The 15,252-nt window shown below is 61.5% G+C and carries 16 protein-coding genes and 2 rRNA genes (1 of these 18 running past the window's edge); 13 read left to right on the top strand and 5 right to left on the bottom strand.

The window, feature by feature from the left end:
- Positions 1-32: 32 nt before the first annotated feature.
- A complete protein-coding gene (dnaJ, locus tag ACZ5AC_RS17925; protein ID WP_464248904.1) occupies positions 33-1,142 on the bottom strand; it encodes a molecular chaperone DnaJ in 1,110 nt (369 codons plus the stop codon).
- A complete protein-coding gene (gene rpoZ / locus ACZ5AC_RS17920; protein WP_464248903.1) occupies positions 1,142-1,372 on the bottom strand; it encodes a DNA-directed RNA polymerase subunit omega in 231 nt (76 codons plus the stop codon). Before rpoZ ends, dnaJ begins: the two co-directional genes overlap by 1 nt.
- A 269-nt stretch (positions 1,373-1,641) precedes the next feature.
- On the opposite strand from rpoZ, the gene ACZ5AC_RS17915 reads away from it, so the two are divergent.
- The 13 genes from ACZ5AC_RS17915 (at position 1,642) to ispH (ending at position 12,958) form a co-directional block, all read left to right on the top strand.
- Entirely contained in the window at positions 1,642-2,391 is a 750-nt protein-coding gene (locus tag ACZ5AC_RS17915) for a tRNA lysidine(34) synthetase (RefSeq protein WP_464248902.1), read from the top strand.
- Between the two features lie 55 nt (positions 2,392-2,446).
- Positions 2,447-3,226 carry a flagellar biosynthetic protein FliR gene (fliR, locus tag ACZ5AC_RS17910; protein ID WP_464248901.1) on the top strand — a complete coding sequence of 260 codons (780 nt, stop codon included), beginning with the start codon at positions 2,447-2,449 and terminating at the stop codon, positions 3,224-3,226.
- A 6-nt stretch (positions 3,227-3,232) separates the two neighbouring features.
- Positions 3,233-4,300, top strand: coding sequence for a flagellar biosynthesis protein FlhB (gene flhB, locus ACZ5AC_RS17905; protein ID WP_464248900.1), 1,068 nt, complete (start codon positions 3,233-3,235; stop codon positions 4,298-4,300).
- 29 nt (positions 4,301-4,329) lie between these two features.
- Positions 4,330-6,414, top strand: coding sequence for a flagellar biosynthesis protein FlhA (gene flhA / locus ACZ5AC_RS17900; RefSeq protein WP_464248899.1), 2,085 nt, complete (start codon positions 4,330-4,332; stop codon positions 6,412-6,414).
- Position 6,415: 1 nt separating this feature from the next.
- Positions 6,416-7,474 carry a flagellar biosynthesis protein FlhF gene (locus ACZ5AC_RS17895; protein WP_464248898.1) on the top strand — a complete coding sequence of 353 codons (1,059 nt, stop codon included), beginning with the start codon at positions 6,416-6,418 and terminating at the stop codon, positions 7,472-7,474.
- Positions 7,475-7,494: 20 nt separating this feature from the next.
- Positions 7,495-8,310 (top strand): MinD/ParA family protein, encoded by an 816-nt coding sequence (locus ACZ5AC_RS17890; protein ID WP_464248897.1) that lies wholly within the window; start codon positions 7,495-7,497, stop codon positions 8,308-8,310.
- Positions 8,264-9,067, top strand: a complete 804-nt coding sequence (locus ACZ5AC_RS17885; protein ID WP_464248896.1) for a FliA/WhiG family RNA polymerase sigma factor — start codon at positions 8,264-8,266, stop codon at positions 9,065-9,067. Before ACZ5AC_RS17890 ends, ACZ5AC_RS17885 begins: the two co-directional genes overlap by 47 nt.
- A gap of 41 nt (positions 9,068-9,108) precedes the next feature.
- Positions 9,109-9,489 (top strand): chemotaxis response regulator CheY, encoded by a 381-nt coding sequence (locus ACZ5AC_RS17880; RefSeq protein ID WP_464248895.1) that lies wholly within the window; start codon positions 9,109-9,111, stop codon positions 9,487-9,489.
- Between the two features lie 45 nt (positions 9,490-9,534).
- On the top strand, positions 9,535-10,293 hold the full coding sequence (locus ACZ5AC_RS17875; protein WP_464248894.1) for a flagellar basal body-associated FliL family protein: 759 nt from the start codon (positions 9,535-9,537) through the stop codon (positions 10,291-10,293).
- Complete coding sequence (locus tag ACZ5AC_RS17870; protein WP_464248893.1) at positions 10,293-10,595, top strand: hypothetical protein; 303 nt, start codon at positions 10,293-10,295, stop codon at positions 10,593-10,595. The genes ACZ5AC_RS17875 and ACZ5AC_RS17870 overlap by 1 nt, the downstream gene beginning before the upstream one ends.
- On the top strand, positions 10,596-11,027 hold the full coding sequence (locus tag ACZ5AC_RS17865) for a hypothetical protein (RefSeq protein ID WP_464248892.1): 432 nt from the start codon (positions 10,596-10,598) through the stop codon (positions 11,025-11,027).
- A gap of 100 nt (positions 11,028-11,127) precedes the next feature.
- The gene (locus ACZ5AC_RS17860) at positions 11,128-12,123 is read left to right on the top strand and encodes a tRNA dihydrouridine synthase (protein ID WP_464248891.1); all 996 of its coding nucleotides are present in this window, start codon (positions 11,128-11,130) and stop codon (positions 12,121-12,123) included.
- On the top strand, positions 12,104-12,958 hold the full coding sequence (gene ispH / locus ACZ5AC_RS17855) for a 4-hydroxy-3-methylbut-2-enyl diphosphate reductase (RefSeq protein WP_464248890.1): 855 nt from the start codon (positions 12,104-12,106) through the stop codon (positions 12,956-12,958). The genes ACZ5AC_RS17860 and ispH overlap by 20 nt, the downstream gene beginning before the upstream one ends.
- Positions 12,959-13,050: 92 nt before the next feature.
- Here ispH and ACZ5AC_RS17850 read toward each other — a convergent pair whose 3' ends face one another.
- The 3 genes from ACZ5AC_RS17850 to ACZ5AC_RS17840 form a co-directional block, all read right to left on the bottom strand.
- Positions 13,051-14,049, bottom strand: coding sequence for a glycosyltransferase family protein (locus ACZ5AC_RS17850; protein ID WP_464248889.1), 999 nt, complete (start codon positions 14,047-14,049; stop codon positions 13,051-13,053).
- 213 nt (positions 14,050-14,262) lie between these two features.
- Positions 14,263-14,377, bottom strand: a 5S ribosomal RNA gene (gene rrf / locus ACZ5AC_RS17845).
- A gap of 32 nt (positions 14,378-14,409) precedes the next feature.
- Positions 14,410-15,252, bottom strand: a 23S ribosomal RNA gene (locus ACZ5AC_RS17840); it runs 2,100 nt beyond the window's last position.

Below are 15,252 nucleotides of genomic sequence, written 5' to 3'. Positions count from 1 at the left end.
CAGGTTCCGGCCGTTGGCGTCCGCAGCCGGGGCTAGTCGCCCATGGCCTTCTTGAAGAAATCCTTGACCTTGTTCAGCGGGCGGTTGTCCTCGAGCTTCTCGAACTCGCGCAACAGTTCCTCCTGCTTCTTGGTCACGTTGGTCGGGATGCGCACCGAGACCTCCACCAGCAGATCGCCCTTCTGGGTGCTGCCCAGATGTGGCAGGCCTAGGCCCTTGATGCGCAGGATCTTGCCGGACTGGGTGCCCTTGGGGATTTCCAGGCTCACGGGCTCGTCGAGTGTCGGCACCTCGATCTTGGCGCCGAGAATGGCCTGCACGATGGAGATCTCGGCCACGATGACCAGATCCTGGCCGCGGCGGGTGAAGATCTTGTCGTCCTCGACGTAGATGACCACGTACAGGTCGCCGTGGGGCCCACCGAAATCGCCGGGTTCGCCCTCGCCGCGCAGGCGCAGGCGGCTGCCGTTGTCCACGCCGCCCGGGATGCGCACCTTGAGGTTTTTGTTGATCTGCGTCACGCCCTGGCCGCGGCACTTGGCGCACGGGTGGGTGATGACCTTGCCCTCGCCCCGGCAGACGGGGCACGGCACGGAGATGCGGAAAAATCCCTGGCTCTGGGTGACCTGGCCCTGCCCGCGGCAGTGCTGGCAGGTCTCGGGCGTGTGGCCCGGAGTGGAGCCGGACCCGCCGCAGTCGGAGCAGGTCTCCTTCTTGGGGATGTTGAGCTCGACCTCGGTTCCTTTGGCCGCGTCGCGGAATGACACGTTCAGGTTGTAGCGGAGGTCCGCGCCGGCCCGTGGGCGACGCCTGCCGCCCGCGGCCGCGCCGAAGCCGAAGAAATCCCCGAAGATGTCGCCGAAGGCGCTGAACACGTCCTCGGAGGAGTGGAAATGATCCCCGAAGCCCTGGCCATTGACGCCGGCATGGCCGAACCTGTCGTACTGGGCGCGCTTGGACGCGTCGCTCAGGACCTCGTAAGCCTCGGCCGCCTCCTTGAACATGTCCTCGGCCTCCGGATTGTCCGGGTTGCGGTCGGGGTGGTACTTCAGGGCGAGCTTGCGATAGGCGCTCTTGATCTCATCCGCCGAGGCGCTGCGGCCGACGCCCAGCACTTCGTAGTAATCGCGCTTGTCAGCCATTATTCATCCTGATCGTCGGCTTCGAAACTGAAATCCTCGATGTGCTCCACATCGGGCAGGACCTTGCCTTCGGCGATCTCGCGCAGGGCGGTCACGATTTCCTTGTTCTTGGTCGAGACGAGGGGATCGTACCCTTCGTGATACTGCTTGACCCGCTTGATGGCCATCTGCACGATCAGAAATCTGTTGTTGACCTTCTCCAGGCAATCTTCAACGGTAATCCTGGCCATTGCACCTCCGAAATATATATCAAGTTGAGAATACACGGAAAAAATGCCCGACTCAACGGATCGAGTCGGGAATAACATTTCACGTTACGCACAACCTCCGGGCCCTGTCAACGTGCAACTCGCCTCCGCCCCGGGACCGGCCCTTTACACGGGCCTGCGGCGTCGATAGGGAGGCGGGCATCCAAGGCTCATAATACGCATCGCGAATCTGTCAAACCCCTGCGGAAGTGCCTCCACGCACCGCTACAAGCCGATTTCCGGAGACCGCCATGGCCCAGTGGGGCAAACTCAAATACGCCCAGCAGTCCTGCCTCGGGCAGGCCGGCAAACTCATGCAGCAGACGGGCATGGCCTGGCCCGGGGCCCGCATCGGCCTGGCCGTGTCGGGCGGCATGGACAGCTGGGTCATGCTCCAGGTCATGACCATGCGCCAGCGTATCGTCCCCTTCCCCTTCGAACTCTTCGTCATCCATCTGAACCCCGGCTTCGACGCGACCAACCACGCGCCCCTGGCCGACTGGATGCGGGAGCACGGGGTGGCCGGCCATCTCGAAACCACGGACTTCGGACCCCGGGCCCACTCGCCGGAAAACCGCAAGAAATCGCCCTGCTTCTTCTGCGCCTGGCACCGCCGCAAGCGCCTCTTCGACCTCTGCCGCCAGTACAACCTGACCCACCTGGCCCTGGGACACAACACCGACGACCTGGTCTCGACCTTCTTCATGAACATGCTGAAGACGGGGAAAATATACGGCCTGGTGCCCAAGGAAACCTATTTCGGCGGCCAGCTGACCCTCATCCGCCCGCTGCTCCTGCTGGACAAGTCCACCATCTCCCAGGCCTGTCGGCAGTGGAAGCTCCCGGTCTGGCAGAACGACTGCCCGTCCAAGGACGCGACGGCCCGCAGCGAGACCCTGGACGCCGCCCTGGCCCTGTGCAAGGGCGACAAGCGCATCCGCACCAACATGTTCAACGCCCTGCGCCGCTGGCAGACCGAATCCTGGCCCGGCATGGTCTAGGACGCGTCGCGGGGCCGCCCCCGCGCCATGGTCCGCGTTTTGCTTCAGGCGGCGCATGGACCTCTTCTCCTTCGATCCGGGCGTCACCCTGACCTTTCTGTTTGCGCTCATGCGCATCAGCGTGATTCTTTTCCTCATGCCCTTCTTCGGCGGCCAGACCCTGCCCACGCCCGCCAAGGCGGCCCTCTGCCTGACCCTGACCCTGGCCCTCTGGCCGCGGCTGCCGCTGGTCGGGGACCAACTGCCCGCGCACCCGTTCTCCCTGGCGGTCATGCTCGGCGCGGAACTGCTGATCGGCCTGATCCTGGGCCTGGTCATCCGCTTCGTCTTCGCCGCCATCCAGACCGGCGGCCAGCTCATCGGCTTCCAGATGGGCTTCGCCATGGTCAACGTCGTGGACCCGGATTCCGGCGCGTCCGAGGCGGTCACTGCGCATTTCCTCTACATGGTCAGTTTGCTGACGTTCCTGAGCTTCAACGGGCACCTCTACCTCCTGAGCGGCCTGATGAAGAGCTTCGACGTGCTGCCGCCGGGCTCCATCCTCATCACCGAGCGGCTGGTCTCCCAGGTTTTCGCCCTCTCGGGTCAGATTTTTGTCCTGGCCATCCAGATCGGCGCCCCGGTCATCGCCGCCATCCTGCTGGTGGACCTGGCCCTGGCCCTGGTTTCGCGCGCTTCCCCGCAGATGAACGTGCTGATCATCGGCTTCCCGATCAAGATCAGCATCGGCTTTCTGTTCCTGGGCATCATTTTCGAGATTCTGACCCTGCACATGGAGGGTTTCGTGTCGCGCATGCCGCTTCTCTTCTCCCAACTCATCGGCGCCATGCGCTAGGACCCCATGTCCCAGAACGATCCGAGCCGCACAGAGAGAGCCACCCCCAAACGCCGCAACAAGGCCCGCGACGAAGGGAGCGTACCCAAGAGCCAGGAACTGCCCAAGCCTTTGACCCTGCTCTTCGGCATCATCATGCTGCGCCTGTATCTGGACACCATCCACGCCGAGATGGACAAGCTCATGCGCTGGTTCTTCCACGAGGGGTTCGTCTTCGAACTGACCCGCACCTCTGTATACGCGCTCTTCAAGGACTGCCTCGTCAGCATCGCCGTCATGGTGCTGCCCGTCATGCTGGTCATCTCCGTCGCGGCCTATATCGCGATCCGCCTGCAGGTCGGCAAGCTCTGGGCGCCCAAGGTCCTCAAGCCCAAGTTCAAATTCCTCAACGTCGTATCAGGACTCAAGAAACTGGTCCTGAGCAAACAGGCCGTCGTCCGCCTGCTCAAGAGCATCTTCATGGCCGTGGCCGTGGCCATCGGGCCCTACGTGGTCCTGAAGCAGGCCTTCGGCGAGGTCATCCCCCTCTTCTACCAGACTCCCGAGGCCATCGCCGCCTACGTCCTCTCGGCCGGGCAGACCATGTTCCAGTACGCCCTGGCGCCCATGCTCATCATCGGCATCGCCGACCTGCTCTATTCCCGCTGGGACTACGAGGAAAACATCAAGATGACCAAGAGCGAGGTCAAGGACGAGCGCAAGCAGGCCGAGGGCGACCCGGTCGTCAAGAGCAAGCAGAGGCAGAAGATGATGGCCGTCATGATGCGGCGCATGATGCAGGACGTGCCCAAGGCCGACGTCATCATCACCAACCCGACCCACCTGGCCATCGCCATCCGTTACAACGCCCAGGAGGCCCCGGCCCCGATCGTGCTGGCCAAGGGCGCCGGCAAGGTGGCCGAGCGCATCAGGGAGATCGCCCGCGAACACGGCATCCCCATCCGGGAAAACAAACCCCTGGCACGGGCCTTGTATAAGGTGGTCGAGGTCGGGGACACCATCCCCGAGGAATTCTACCAGGCCGTGGCCGCGATCCTGGCCCAGATCTACCGAACCAGGCAGCGCCGCCCCTAGAACCGCAACCGCTTCAGGACGTCAAAATAATGTCTTCACGCGCCCAGGTCATGGACATCAACTACAAGCGCTTCACCAAGCAGGGGGACTTTCTCCTGGCCGGCGGCGTGGTCCTGACGCTCTTCGTCATGCTGGTGCCGCTGCCGACCATCGTCCTGGACGTACTGCTGGCCTTCTCCATTTCCTTCTCCCTGGTCATCCTCATCACCTCCATGTTCATGACCTCGCCGCTGGAATTCTCAATCTTCCCGTCGGTCCTGCTCGTGACCACGCTCCTGCGCCTGGCCCTGAACGTGGCTTCCACCAGGCTCATCCTGCTGCACGGGGACCAAGGCACGGGGGCCGCGGGCAAGGTCATCCAGGCCTTCGGCGAATTCGTGGTCGGCGGCAATTTCGCCATCGGCGCGGTCATCTTCCTCATCCTCTTCATTCTGAACAAGACCGTCATCGTGGCCGGCACGACACGCATCGCGGAAGTCGCCGCTCGCTTCACCCTGGACGCCATGCCCGGCAAGCAGATGGCCATCGAGGCCGACTTGAACGCCGGCCTCATCGACGAGGCACAGGCCGTCAGGCAGCGCGAGAACCTGCGCCGCGAGGCGGACTTCTACGGCGCCATGGACGGCGCGGGCAAGTTCGTGTCCGGTGACGTCAACGCCGGCATGTTCATCACCTTCATCAACATCGTCGGCGGCATCTTCATCGGCGTGCTGATGAAGGACATGAGCTGGATGGACGCCGCCAAGACGTTTTCGCTCCTGACCATCGGCGACGGCCTGGTCTCGACCATCCCCTCGCTGATCACCTCGACCTCGGCCGGCATCATCGTCAGCCGCGCGGCGGCCGAGGCGCGCATGGGCGAGGAGTTCATCGGCCAGCTGACCAACCACCCCAAGGCCCTGAAGCTCGTCTCGGGCGTGCTGCTGCTCTTCGCCATGGTCCCGGGCATGCCGACCCTGGCCTTCATGACCATTTCCGGCGCCCTCTTCGGCGTGTCCGTCCTGGCCGACCGCATCAAGGCCGAAACCAAGGAGCCCGAACCCAGGAAAAAGAAGGGCTCGGCGCCCGACAGCCCCGAAGAGGTGCAGGCCCTGCTGCCCCTCGACGTCATGGAACTGGAGGTGGGCTACGGGCTCATCCCGCTGGTGGACGAGGAGCAGAACGGCAACCTGCTGGCGCGCATCCGCTCCATCCGCCGTCAGTTCGCCCTGGACATGGGCGTCATCGTGCCGTCCCTGCATCTGCGCGACAACCTGCAGCTCAAGCCCGGCGAGTATGTGGTCCAGATCAAGGGCAACCGCGTGGCCTCGGCCGAGATCATGATCGACCACTTCCTGGCCATGGACCCGGGCGACGCGCGCCACCGCATCAAGGGCATCGAGACCCTGGAACCGGCCTTCAACCTGCCGGCGCTGTGGATCCCGGACGCCAAGAAGGACGAAGCCGTCATGGCCGGGTACACCGTGGTGGACCCCTCGACGGTCATCGCCACGCACCTGACCGAGGTCTTCAAGCAGAACCTGCACGAGTTCCTGGGCCGCCAGGAGGTCCAGGCGCTGCTCGACAACCTGTCCCAGCGCGCCCCCAAGGTCGTGGAGGAACTGGTGCCCGGCACCCTGTCCCTGGGCTCGGTGCAGAAGGTCCTGCAGAACTTGGTGAAGGAGAACGTGTCCATCCGCGACCTGCTGAGCATCGTGGAATGCCTGGCCGACTACGGCCACTCCATCAAGGACCCGGACCAGCTCACGGAGTTCGTGCGGCAGCGCCTGTCCAGGACCATCATCAAATCCTACCTGGGGTCCGGCAACCTGCTGCCCATCATCTCCCTGGCGCCGGCCATCGAGAACGCCTTCCAGGAGAGCATCAAGCGGACGGACAACGGCACCTATCTGGCCATGGAGCCGGGGCTGGCGCACAAGATTATCCAGGCCATCAACAAGGCGTCCGAAAAGGGCATCGTGGCCGAGGGGCAGCCCGTGCTGCTGACCTCCCCGGTCATCCGCCAGCACCTCGCCCAGCTGCTGGCCCGCTTCCTGCCGACCATGCCGGTCATCTCCCAGGCGGAGATCCCGGCCGACATCAGACTCGAATCCGTAGCCATGGTGGAAATCTAGCATGCAGGTCAGGACATTCACCGGAACGAGCACCAAGGACATCATGGCCCGGATCAAGACCGAGCTGGGCCCTGACGCCATCATCCTCAGCAACCAGAAGCGGTCCGTCAAAGGGATGACCACCTACGAGATCATGGCCGCCCTGGATGTGCCTCCCGCCGCCACGGCCTCGGCCGAGACGGCCGCCCCCCTGGGGCAGGACGACGCATCCTGCCTGCGCGAGGAGTGGACGAGGCTGCGCAAGCAGCTCATGGCCGTGCTCAAGCCCCAGATGGATGTAGGCCTGCTCACGCCCCGCCAGCAGCTGGTCTTCGAATACCTGGAGCGTGAAGGCGTAAAGGAGGACGTGCTCATGGACCTGTGGGAGAAATTCCGCCGTTCGCCCGACACGCCCACCCTCTCGGTCATGAACGACATGATCGGCGTCGCCCCCTGGATGGAGACGCCGTGGGAGCACAAGGTCCATCTCCTGGCCGGGCCCTTCGGCAGCGGCAAGACCAGCACGGCCCTGCGTCTGGCCCTGGCCGCGAAGAAAAACCGAAAGGGCGCGCGCATCCTGGTGGTCAACGCCGACCGCTCGCAGGGCAAGGGACGCCTCTACCTGCGCCATTACACAGAGCTTTCGGGGCTTTCGTATCGGGAACTGGACTCGAGGGAGCATTGGGAGGCCCTGCGCGGCGACGCCCAGAGCCACGACCTCGTCCTGGTGGACCTGCCCGGCCTGCCCGGTCGCCAAAGCCTGGCGTCCTGGCTGGATGACGCAGCCGGCGGCGCCCTGCCCGCCTGCCACGTGCATCTGGTCCTCAGCCCGCTGTTCGGCTCGGCCCAGATGGAGAGCTTCATGAGCCGGCTGCGCTGCCCGTCGGTGTCCAGCATTATCTGGACGAAGCTGGACGAAGCCTGTAATTACGGGGAAATAATCAATCTGGCCAGCAGCACCGGGTTGCCCGTCTCCCTTTTTTCCGTCGGGCCGGACCTGAAGAACACCCTGGTCCAGCCCTGCGGGCACGATGTCTGGAAACTCCTGCTGCGGCACGAGCTGCCCCTCGCAACCAACTGAAAACACGTCCCGGACAGAGCATGAGCGCCAACCTCCCCATCGTTCTCTCGGTCACCTCCGGCAAGGGGGGCGTCGGGAAAACCAACGTCTCCGTCAATCTCGCCCTGTGTCTCGCACGGCTGGGCAAGCGTTGCGTCATTCTCGACGCGGACCTGGGCCTGGCCAACGTCGACGTGGTGCTGGGCATGACGCCGGAAAAGAACCTGTTCCACGTCTTCCACGAAGGCGTGTCCATCGGCGACATCCTCCACCCGACGGAATACGGGTTCTCCATCCTGCCGGCGGCCAGCGGCGTGAGCGGCATGCTGTCCCTGTCCACTGGGCAGAAGCTCGAACTCCTTGAAGCCATGGACGTCCTTGAGGACAGCATCGACTTCCTGATCGTCGATACGGGTGCGGGCATCAACGACAACGTCCTCTACTTCAATCTGGCCGTCCAGAACCGGCTGCTGGTCATCACGCCCGAACCGACGTCCCTGACCGACGCCTACGCCCTCATCAAGGTCCTGAAGCTCCGGCACGGTGTCGATTCGTTCCACGTGCTGGTCAACATGGCCGGCAGCGAAAAAGCGGCCCGTGAAATCTTCGCCAAGCTCTACAACGCCTGCGACCATTTTCTGGGGGGCATCTCCCTGGATTTCGTCGGCGCCATCCCCCAGGACCCGACGGTGCGCCAGGCCGTCATCCGGCAGCAGCCCTTCTGCAGCCTGAACCCGGAGGCCGAGGCGTCCAGGGCCATGCTCGCCGTGGCCCGCAAGCTGGCGCAATGGAAACCGCAGGACCATCTCGATGGGAACATCAAGTTCTTCTGGAAGAAGCTCCTCTTTGCGGAATAACGCCGCCGAACCGGTCTGGTCCGTGCTGGAGCAGACCGGCACCTCCTTCTCGTCCCTGTCCCCCGCCGACAAGGACCGCATCGCCCGCGCCTTCGCCCCCCGCATCAAAGCCAGCGCCCTGCATCTCAAGGCCAAGCTCCCGGCCCACATCGAACTGTCGGACCTGATCAGCGCGGGGACCCTGGGCCTCATGGAAGCCTTCGGCAAGTTCCGCCCCGATCTGGGCATCCGCTTCGATACCTTCGCCGACAACAGAATCCGCGGCGCCATGCTCGACGAATTGCGGCGCATGGACTGGCTCTCGCGGGGGCTCAGGCAGAAGATCAAGAAGCTGGAACAGGTCATACGCGAGTTCGAACAGGAGAACGGGCACGCCCCGTCCCGCAATGAACTGCTGGAGGTCACGGGCCAGGACCGCCTGGAACTGGAGACGACCCTCGAAGCCCTGAACTCCCAGATCATCCTGAGCCTCGAAGCGATCCAGGACCACGGGGAGCAGGCCGGCGAGGGGCGCAATCACCAGGAACCCTTTGCCTCCGCGGCATTCCAGGATATCATTGACAAGCTGGGTCATCTCATCGATAGACTGGGCGAACGGGAAAAGCTGGTACTCAGTTTGTACTACACCGAAGAGCTCAACATGAAGGAAGTGGCTTCCGCCCTGAACATCACCGAGGGGAGGGTCTCGCAGCTGCACTCGCAGGCCCTGGGGAAGCTCAAGCACATGTTCATGCGCGAGTACGGGGACATAAACTGACTTCCCCTTCGATTTCATGAATTTCCAATGCGGAGGAATACATGGCCGTCAACACGAACATGCGGGTGCTTATCGTCGATGACTTTTCGACCATGCGCCGGATCATTAAAAATATCCTCAGACAGCTCGGGTTCTCCAACATCATCGAGGCCGACGACGGCGCAGCGGCCTGGGAGATCCTGAACAAGGACCAGGTGGACTTCATCATCTCCGACTGGAACATGCCGCAGATGACCGGCATCGAACTGCTGCGCAAGGTGCGCGCCAGCGAGGAGTTCGCGGACCTGCCCTTCCTCATGGTCACGGCCGAGGCCCAGCAGGAGAACATCATCGAGGCCGTGCAGGCCAAGGTTTCCAACTACATCGTCAAGCCCTTCACTGCGGAAACCCTGGGCCAGAAAATCAACAAAATCTTTGAATAACCCTCCTGGCCGGCAGCGTTCCCCGTTGCCGGTCGGGGCTGCCCCATGATTCTTCTCGTCCTTCTCGCCCAGCCGCTCCAGAACGGGGACACGAATGTCGCCCTGGATGATGAACGCCTGCGGGACGAGGTCCCCAAGGGCCTGCAGAAGGTCGAACTCGACCTTGATGACGCCCTGTTCCTCGAATTCGAGGAGAAAGAGGAAGAACCCCCTCCTCCCCCTGCCGAGCAGGAACCCGAACCTGCAGCCACGGCCCTGGCTTCGCAGGAGCAGGCCGCTCCCAAACGTTCACGGAAAAAAATCTGGATACTCGGTATCGCCGCGGCACTTTGTCTGCTGTTTGGCGCCGGCGGCGCGTATTTCTTCATGAAATCCCCGACTGGCGAGCCTGCAAAGCAACAGGCGGAAGCTGAGGAGCCACAGCAGCAGACCGAAGCCGCTCCCCAGGCGCAGCCCGAAACCGCAACACCCGAAGCCGAAAATGCCTCGACGCAGCTTCCTCAACTCGTGACCCACAGTCTGGAGCGGTTTCAGGTGGAATTCGCGCTCGCGGACCAGATCCGCATCCTGACCTTCACCCTGTCGATTCCCAACGTGACGGAAATGATGCGCCTGGAAATGCAGGTCAAATCGATTTTCATCCGGGACGGCATCTACGGCTACCTGAAAAACGCCCCCCTGTCCTTTCTGGACAACCCGGCCAATTCCGATAAGCTCAAAAGCGAACTGGCGGCCGTCATCAATCGGCACATGAAAAGCGGGACCGTGTCGGAAATCCTTATCGAGGAATATGTGGTGCGGTAATGGTCGACAATCTCAATCTGACGACGCTCATCAGCCAGATTCCCGAGGCCCAGAAAATCCACCATGTCCAGGTCGCCCACCCCGAAGCGCAGCAGGCCCTGGCCCAGGAGGCGGTGCTGCGCCGTCAGCGTCAGGAGCAGAAGCAGGTCATCAAAAGCGATGGCACCGATGCCGGCAATCTGGTGGACCCCGAAGGCCACAACCAGTCGAGCGGACAGTATTTTGCCAGGCATGGGGAGCCCCAGGACAGGCAGCCTGAACCCGAATCGGATCAGGGCCGCCTGATCGACACGCAGGTCTAGATGAACCCGGATTTTTCCTACTGGATTCTCGCAGCGTCCACGGCAGTGGAGCTCCTGCTCATGGTGCTGGCGTGCATCTTCTACCTGAAGCTCAAGAAGTCGGAACTCCTTGTCCGTTCCCTGCAGGACAAGCAGCAGGAATTTCTGCAGAAGCTCGACTTCAACGCTCGCCTGGAAAAGGAAATCGTCGAGACCTTTTCCAAGCGGCAGGAAGAGCTGGCACTGCTCGAGGACAAGCTGCACCAGCGCTCCACGGAAATGCGCCGCCTCCTCGAACAGGCTGAAAACTTCACCAAATCGCCCCAGTTCCTGCGGCAGACCATCCTGAGCGGTTTTCGACGCGGCCAGTCGGCACAGGCTCTGGCCCAGGCCACTGGACTCAGCGTCGACGAAGTGGAGCTCATCCTCGACCAGCCAAAGACCGAATCCTGATGCCCAGGGAACTTTCGAGCTGCGACGGCCCGAAATCCAGACACGATTCCCGCCACGATCATTACAACACACTTAATTGCTACCACAGCCTGCTGCTCACATGACCCCACGCTTATCCTTTTCGCCCGAAGAGCCATGGCTTGCCCCCCTGGCCGGCTACTCGGACCTGCCCTTCAGACTGCTCTGCCGCGAACACGGCTGCCGCGTGGCCGTAACGGAGATGGTCAGCGCCAAAGGGCTTATCTACCAAAGCCCCGGCACGCAGGAACTGCTCATGACCAGCGCGGGGGACGAACCTCTGGTCGTGCAGCTTTTCGGATCCGAGGAGCCATTCCTGGTTCAGGCCGTTGAACGCCTGCGGGAAGCCGGTTTCCGCTACTTCGACCTCAACTGCGGCTGCCCGGTGCGCAAGGTCTCAAAAACAGGCAGCGGCGCAGCCCTGCTGAAGGAGCCGCAGCACCTCCTGCGGCTCGCCAAGGCTATGATCGGCGCCACCGAACCCGGCTGTATGGGTTTCAAGATCCGTCTGGGCTGGTACGTCGGGCAGCCGGTCTTTCTGGATGTGGCCAAGGGGCTCGAAGATCTCGGGGCAGGCTGGGTGACCATGCACCCCCGCTATGGAGCCCAGGGGTTCACCGGACACGCGGACTGGACCCAGCTGGCGGTGCTGAAGAAATCCGTCAGCCTGCCCGTCATCGCCAGCGGAGACCTTTTCCTGGCGGAAGACGCGATCCGCTGCGTCGAGCAGACCGGGGTCGACAGCATCATGTTCGCGCGGGGCGCCCTGAACGACCCGGCGATTTTCGAACGCTATCTGGCCTTGCGAGGACAGGCCCAAGCGCCGGAAAAGTGCGGACGCCAGGCCATCGTCCTGGTCCGCAGGCTGTGTGACCTGTATACGGGACACGGTATGGACCGGCTTGGTCTTCTGAAGATGCGCACCCTGGTGCCGCGTTTTCTCAAAGGCCTGCCAGGCGCGCGCGGCCTGCGGCGCGATATCGTGTTCTGCAAAACCTGGGATGAAGTGTTTGCCCTGCTGGAAGGGCATGCGACGCACATGGAGACGGAGGAAGATCATGGAACTCATCATCGCTGAGACCGCGGGATTCTGCATGGGCGTGGACATGGCCCTGAACAAGCTCGACAAGGCCGTTCGCAACCCGCCCGGCAAGGGTACCATCCACACATTGGGGCCGATCATCCACAACCCGCAGGTCCTCGAACGATACCAGAACCTCGGGGTCAAGCAGACGGATGGGTCAAAACCCCTGGACCCTGCGGACGTTGTCATCATCAGGGCGCACGGGATCCCCAAGCAGGTGCAGGAAAACTTCGAACGGCAGGGCGTCGTCCTCATCGACGCCACGTGCCCGAAAGTCAAAAAGGCGCAGATCCTCATTCAGAAGCAGGCCGAGCAGGACAAGCATCTCCTGCTTTTCGGCGAACGGGATCACCCCGAAGTCAAGGGGCTCATCAGCTATGCACCGCAGCATACTGTGTTTGAAAGCCTTGAGGAGCTGAAAACGCTTTCGCTTCCAAAGGGCACCAGATATTTCCTTGCAGCGCAGACAACCCAGGACCGTGAGTCATTCTCCGCCATCCGCGAATATCTTCTAGGGGAAATCGATCCAGACATGTCCATTCTGGATACCATCTGCACCGCAACGAAGGACAGGCAGGAAGAGGTTCGCAGTCTGTCGAGGCTGGTGCAGGCCATGGTCGTGGTGGGAGGAAAGAACAGCGGCAACACCCGCAGGCTGGCACAGATCGCCCAGGAAGCGGGAATATTCAGCGTGCATGTCGAAACCGCCGACGAACTGCCCTGGGGGGAGCTCAAGGCCTTCGAGCGCATCGGACTTACAGCAGGCGCGTCGACACCTTCTTGGATCATCGAGGACGTCGCCAGAGCGCTTAAAGCAACCCTGGGGTGAACGGTTGGCATACGTATGCCTGACACATGAAGGCCGCCAATCGCGCTCAACGTGCCTCATCCGGCGAAACTCCGGTGAGAGGCGACTACCGATCACATGACCGGTCCCGGACCGGCAAATTCGACATACATCCTAGCCCGTTCGACGTCGCTCTCGGCGTCCGCCAGATGGAGGTAAAGCAGACGCAGATAGGTCTGCCTGACCCATTCTTTCGCGGCCAGCCTCTCCCTGACCAAGCGTGCGAGGTCGTGGGCTGAAATCCACTCCATGAACTCGCGAGCACGGTCTGCGGCTCGGTGCTTACCGTCCACGGCAGCAAAACCCGCTTCGGCGACCTCGAGCCGCCGCGTTTCATCCGCCAGCAACTCCCGAACGAGTGCGGCCAGCGCCGTAATGTCGTTCGGGTCGTAGGTGAAAAGTTCCTTTCCGTCAGAAAAAAGATCGCGGAGCCCATGACCTACGCGGGGAGTAATCAGGCAGGCGCCGCATCCCAAGGCTTCGAACACCCTGAAGTTCAGATCGCCATGCTCGGATATGTTCAGAACGAGCTTCGAGCGGGAATACAACTCGTCGTATCTGCCCTGCAAAACCGTCAAAGGCACTTTGCCTGCCAATTCCTGAAGCAGCTTGTGCCTGCCTGGAGTGAGCAAAGGATCATTCTTGCCCACAAACACGACATCATAGCGCGGGCCGTCATGAATTGGTATTCGCCGGTCCGTATCTTTGGCGAAAAGGGGCAGCCAGACAATCTGCTCGTCTCCGAGGCGATGCCCTGCAAAACTCGACAGATGGTCGCGCATTGCGACACAGCACAAGTCAAAGCCCTGCGCATAGCGCGGATACCAACTGTGGATGTGTGTGTCGATGGCGTAAAAAACCGTGGGGCAGGGGAATGATTCGATATCCCGCAAAAATGGAGGAACGCTGCAATCGCCGTAGATGAATACATCGGGAGCTGTGCCGCAATGATGAGTGATGTCGGTCCAAGTGAGCGTGCGCAGATGCCGCGGCAGGACAACGACATGATACCCTGCGCTACGCATGTGAGACGCGAAATAGGCGTTACCGGCCCAAGCTGTGATTTTCTGCATGATGGCTATCTTCAGTGCTCTGATCGTGACACGCAAGCGTTCTATCTGATCGAAGCCGACAAGGCCAGAAAGACTGTCGAACCGAAAGAATCTCAGAAAAACAAGCAGATAGAGCTATCTGACAAACATAGGGAAGGCAGTGATGAGAAGGAGGAATACGAAGGCGGCGAAGAAAGCGGACATGTGGTTGTGAGAGGGAAGGAATAAAAAAAGTCCTGGCGACGACCTACTTTCCCACCAGTGGACTGGCAGTATCATTGGCGCTGGAGGTCTTAACTTCCGAGTTCGGAATGGAATCGGGTGTGGCCCCTCCGCCGTGGTCACCAGGACGAAATATGTAAGAGAAACAGGTGAAGGAAGAGAGTTAAGACTCACGATCTATTAGTACCGGTCAGCTGAACGCATTACTGCGCGTACACTTCCGGCCTATCTACCAGGTGGTCTTCCTGGGATCTTGAGTGTCTTTCGACAAGGGAGAACTTATCTTGTGGCTGGTTTCCCGCTTAGATGCTTTCAGCGGTTATCCATTCCGATCATAGCTACCCTGCTATGCCGCTGGCGCGACAACAGGTCCACTAGGGGATCGTCCATTCCGGTCCTCTCGTACTAGGAACAGACCCACTCAATTCTCCTACGCCCACAGAAGATAGGGACCAAACTGTCTCACGACGTTTTAAACCCAGCTCGCGTACCACTTTAAACGGCGAACAGCCGTACCCTTGGGACCTGCTCCAGCCCCAGGATGTGATGAGCCGACATCGAGGTGCCAAACCGCATCGTCGATGTGAACTCTTGGATGCGATCAGCCTGTTATCCCCGGCGTACCTTTTATCCGATGAGCGATGGCCCTTCCATGCGGGACCACCGGATCACTAACACCTACTTTCGTACCTGCTCGACATGTCTGTCTCGCAGTCAAGCTCCCTTATGCGTTTGCACTCGACGGCTGGTTTCCAATCAGCCTGAGGGAACCTTTGCGCGCCTCCGTTACTCTTTGGGAGGCGACCGCCCCAGTCAAACTACCCACCAGACACTGTCTCCCTGCCGGATGACGGCGAGGGATTAGAGTCCTAAACTAACAAGGGTGGTATTTCAAGGTTGACTCCACGGATACTAGCGTACCCGCTTCGCAGTCTCCCACCTATCCTACACATGATAGTTCAAGATCCAATGTCAAGCTATAGTAAAGGTGCACAGGGTCTT

The sequence above is a fragment of the Desulfomicrobium aestuarii genome, from assembly GCF_055385525.1.
The sequence above is the reverse complement of the archived record's forward strand: the minus strand, read 5'-3'. Positions and strand labels throughout refer to the sequence as shown.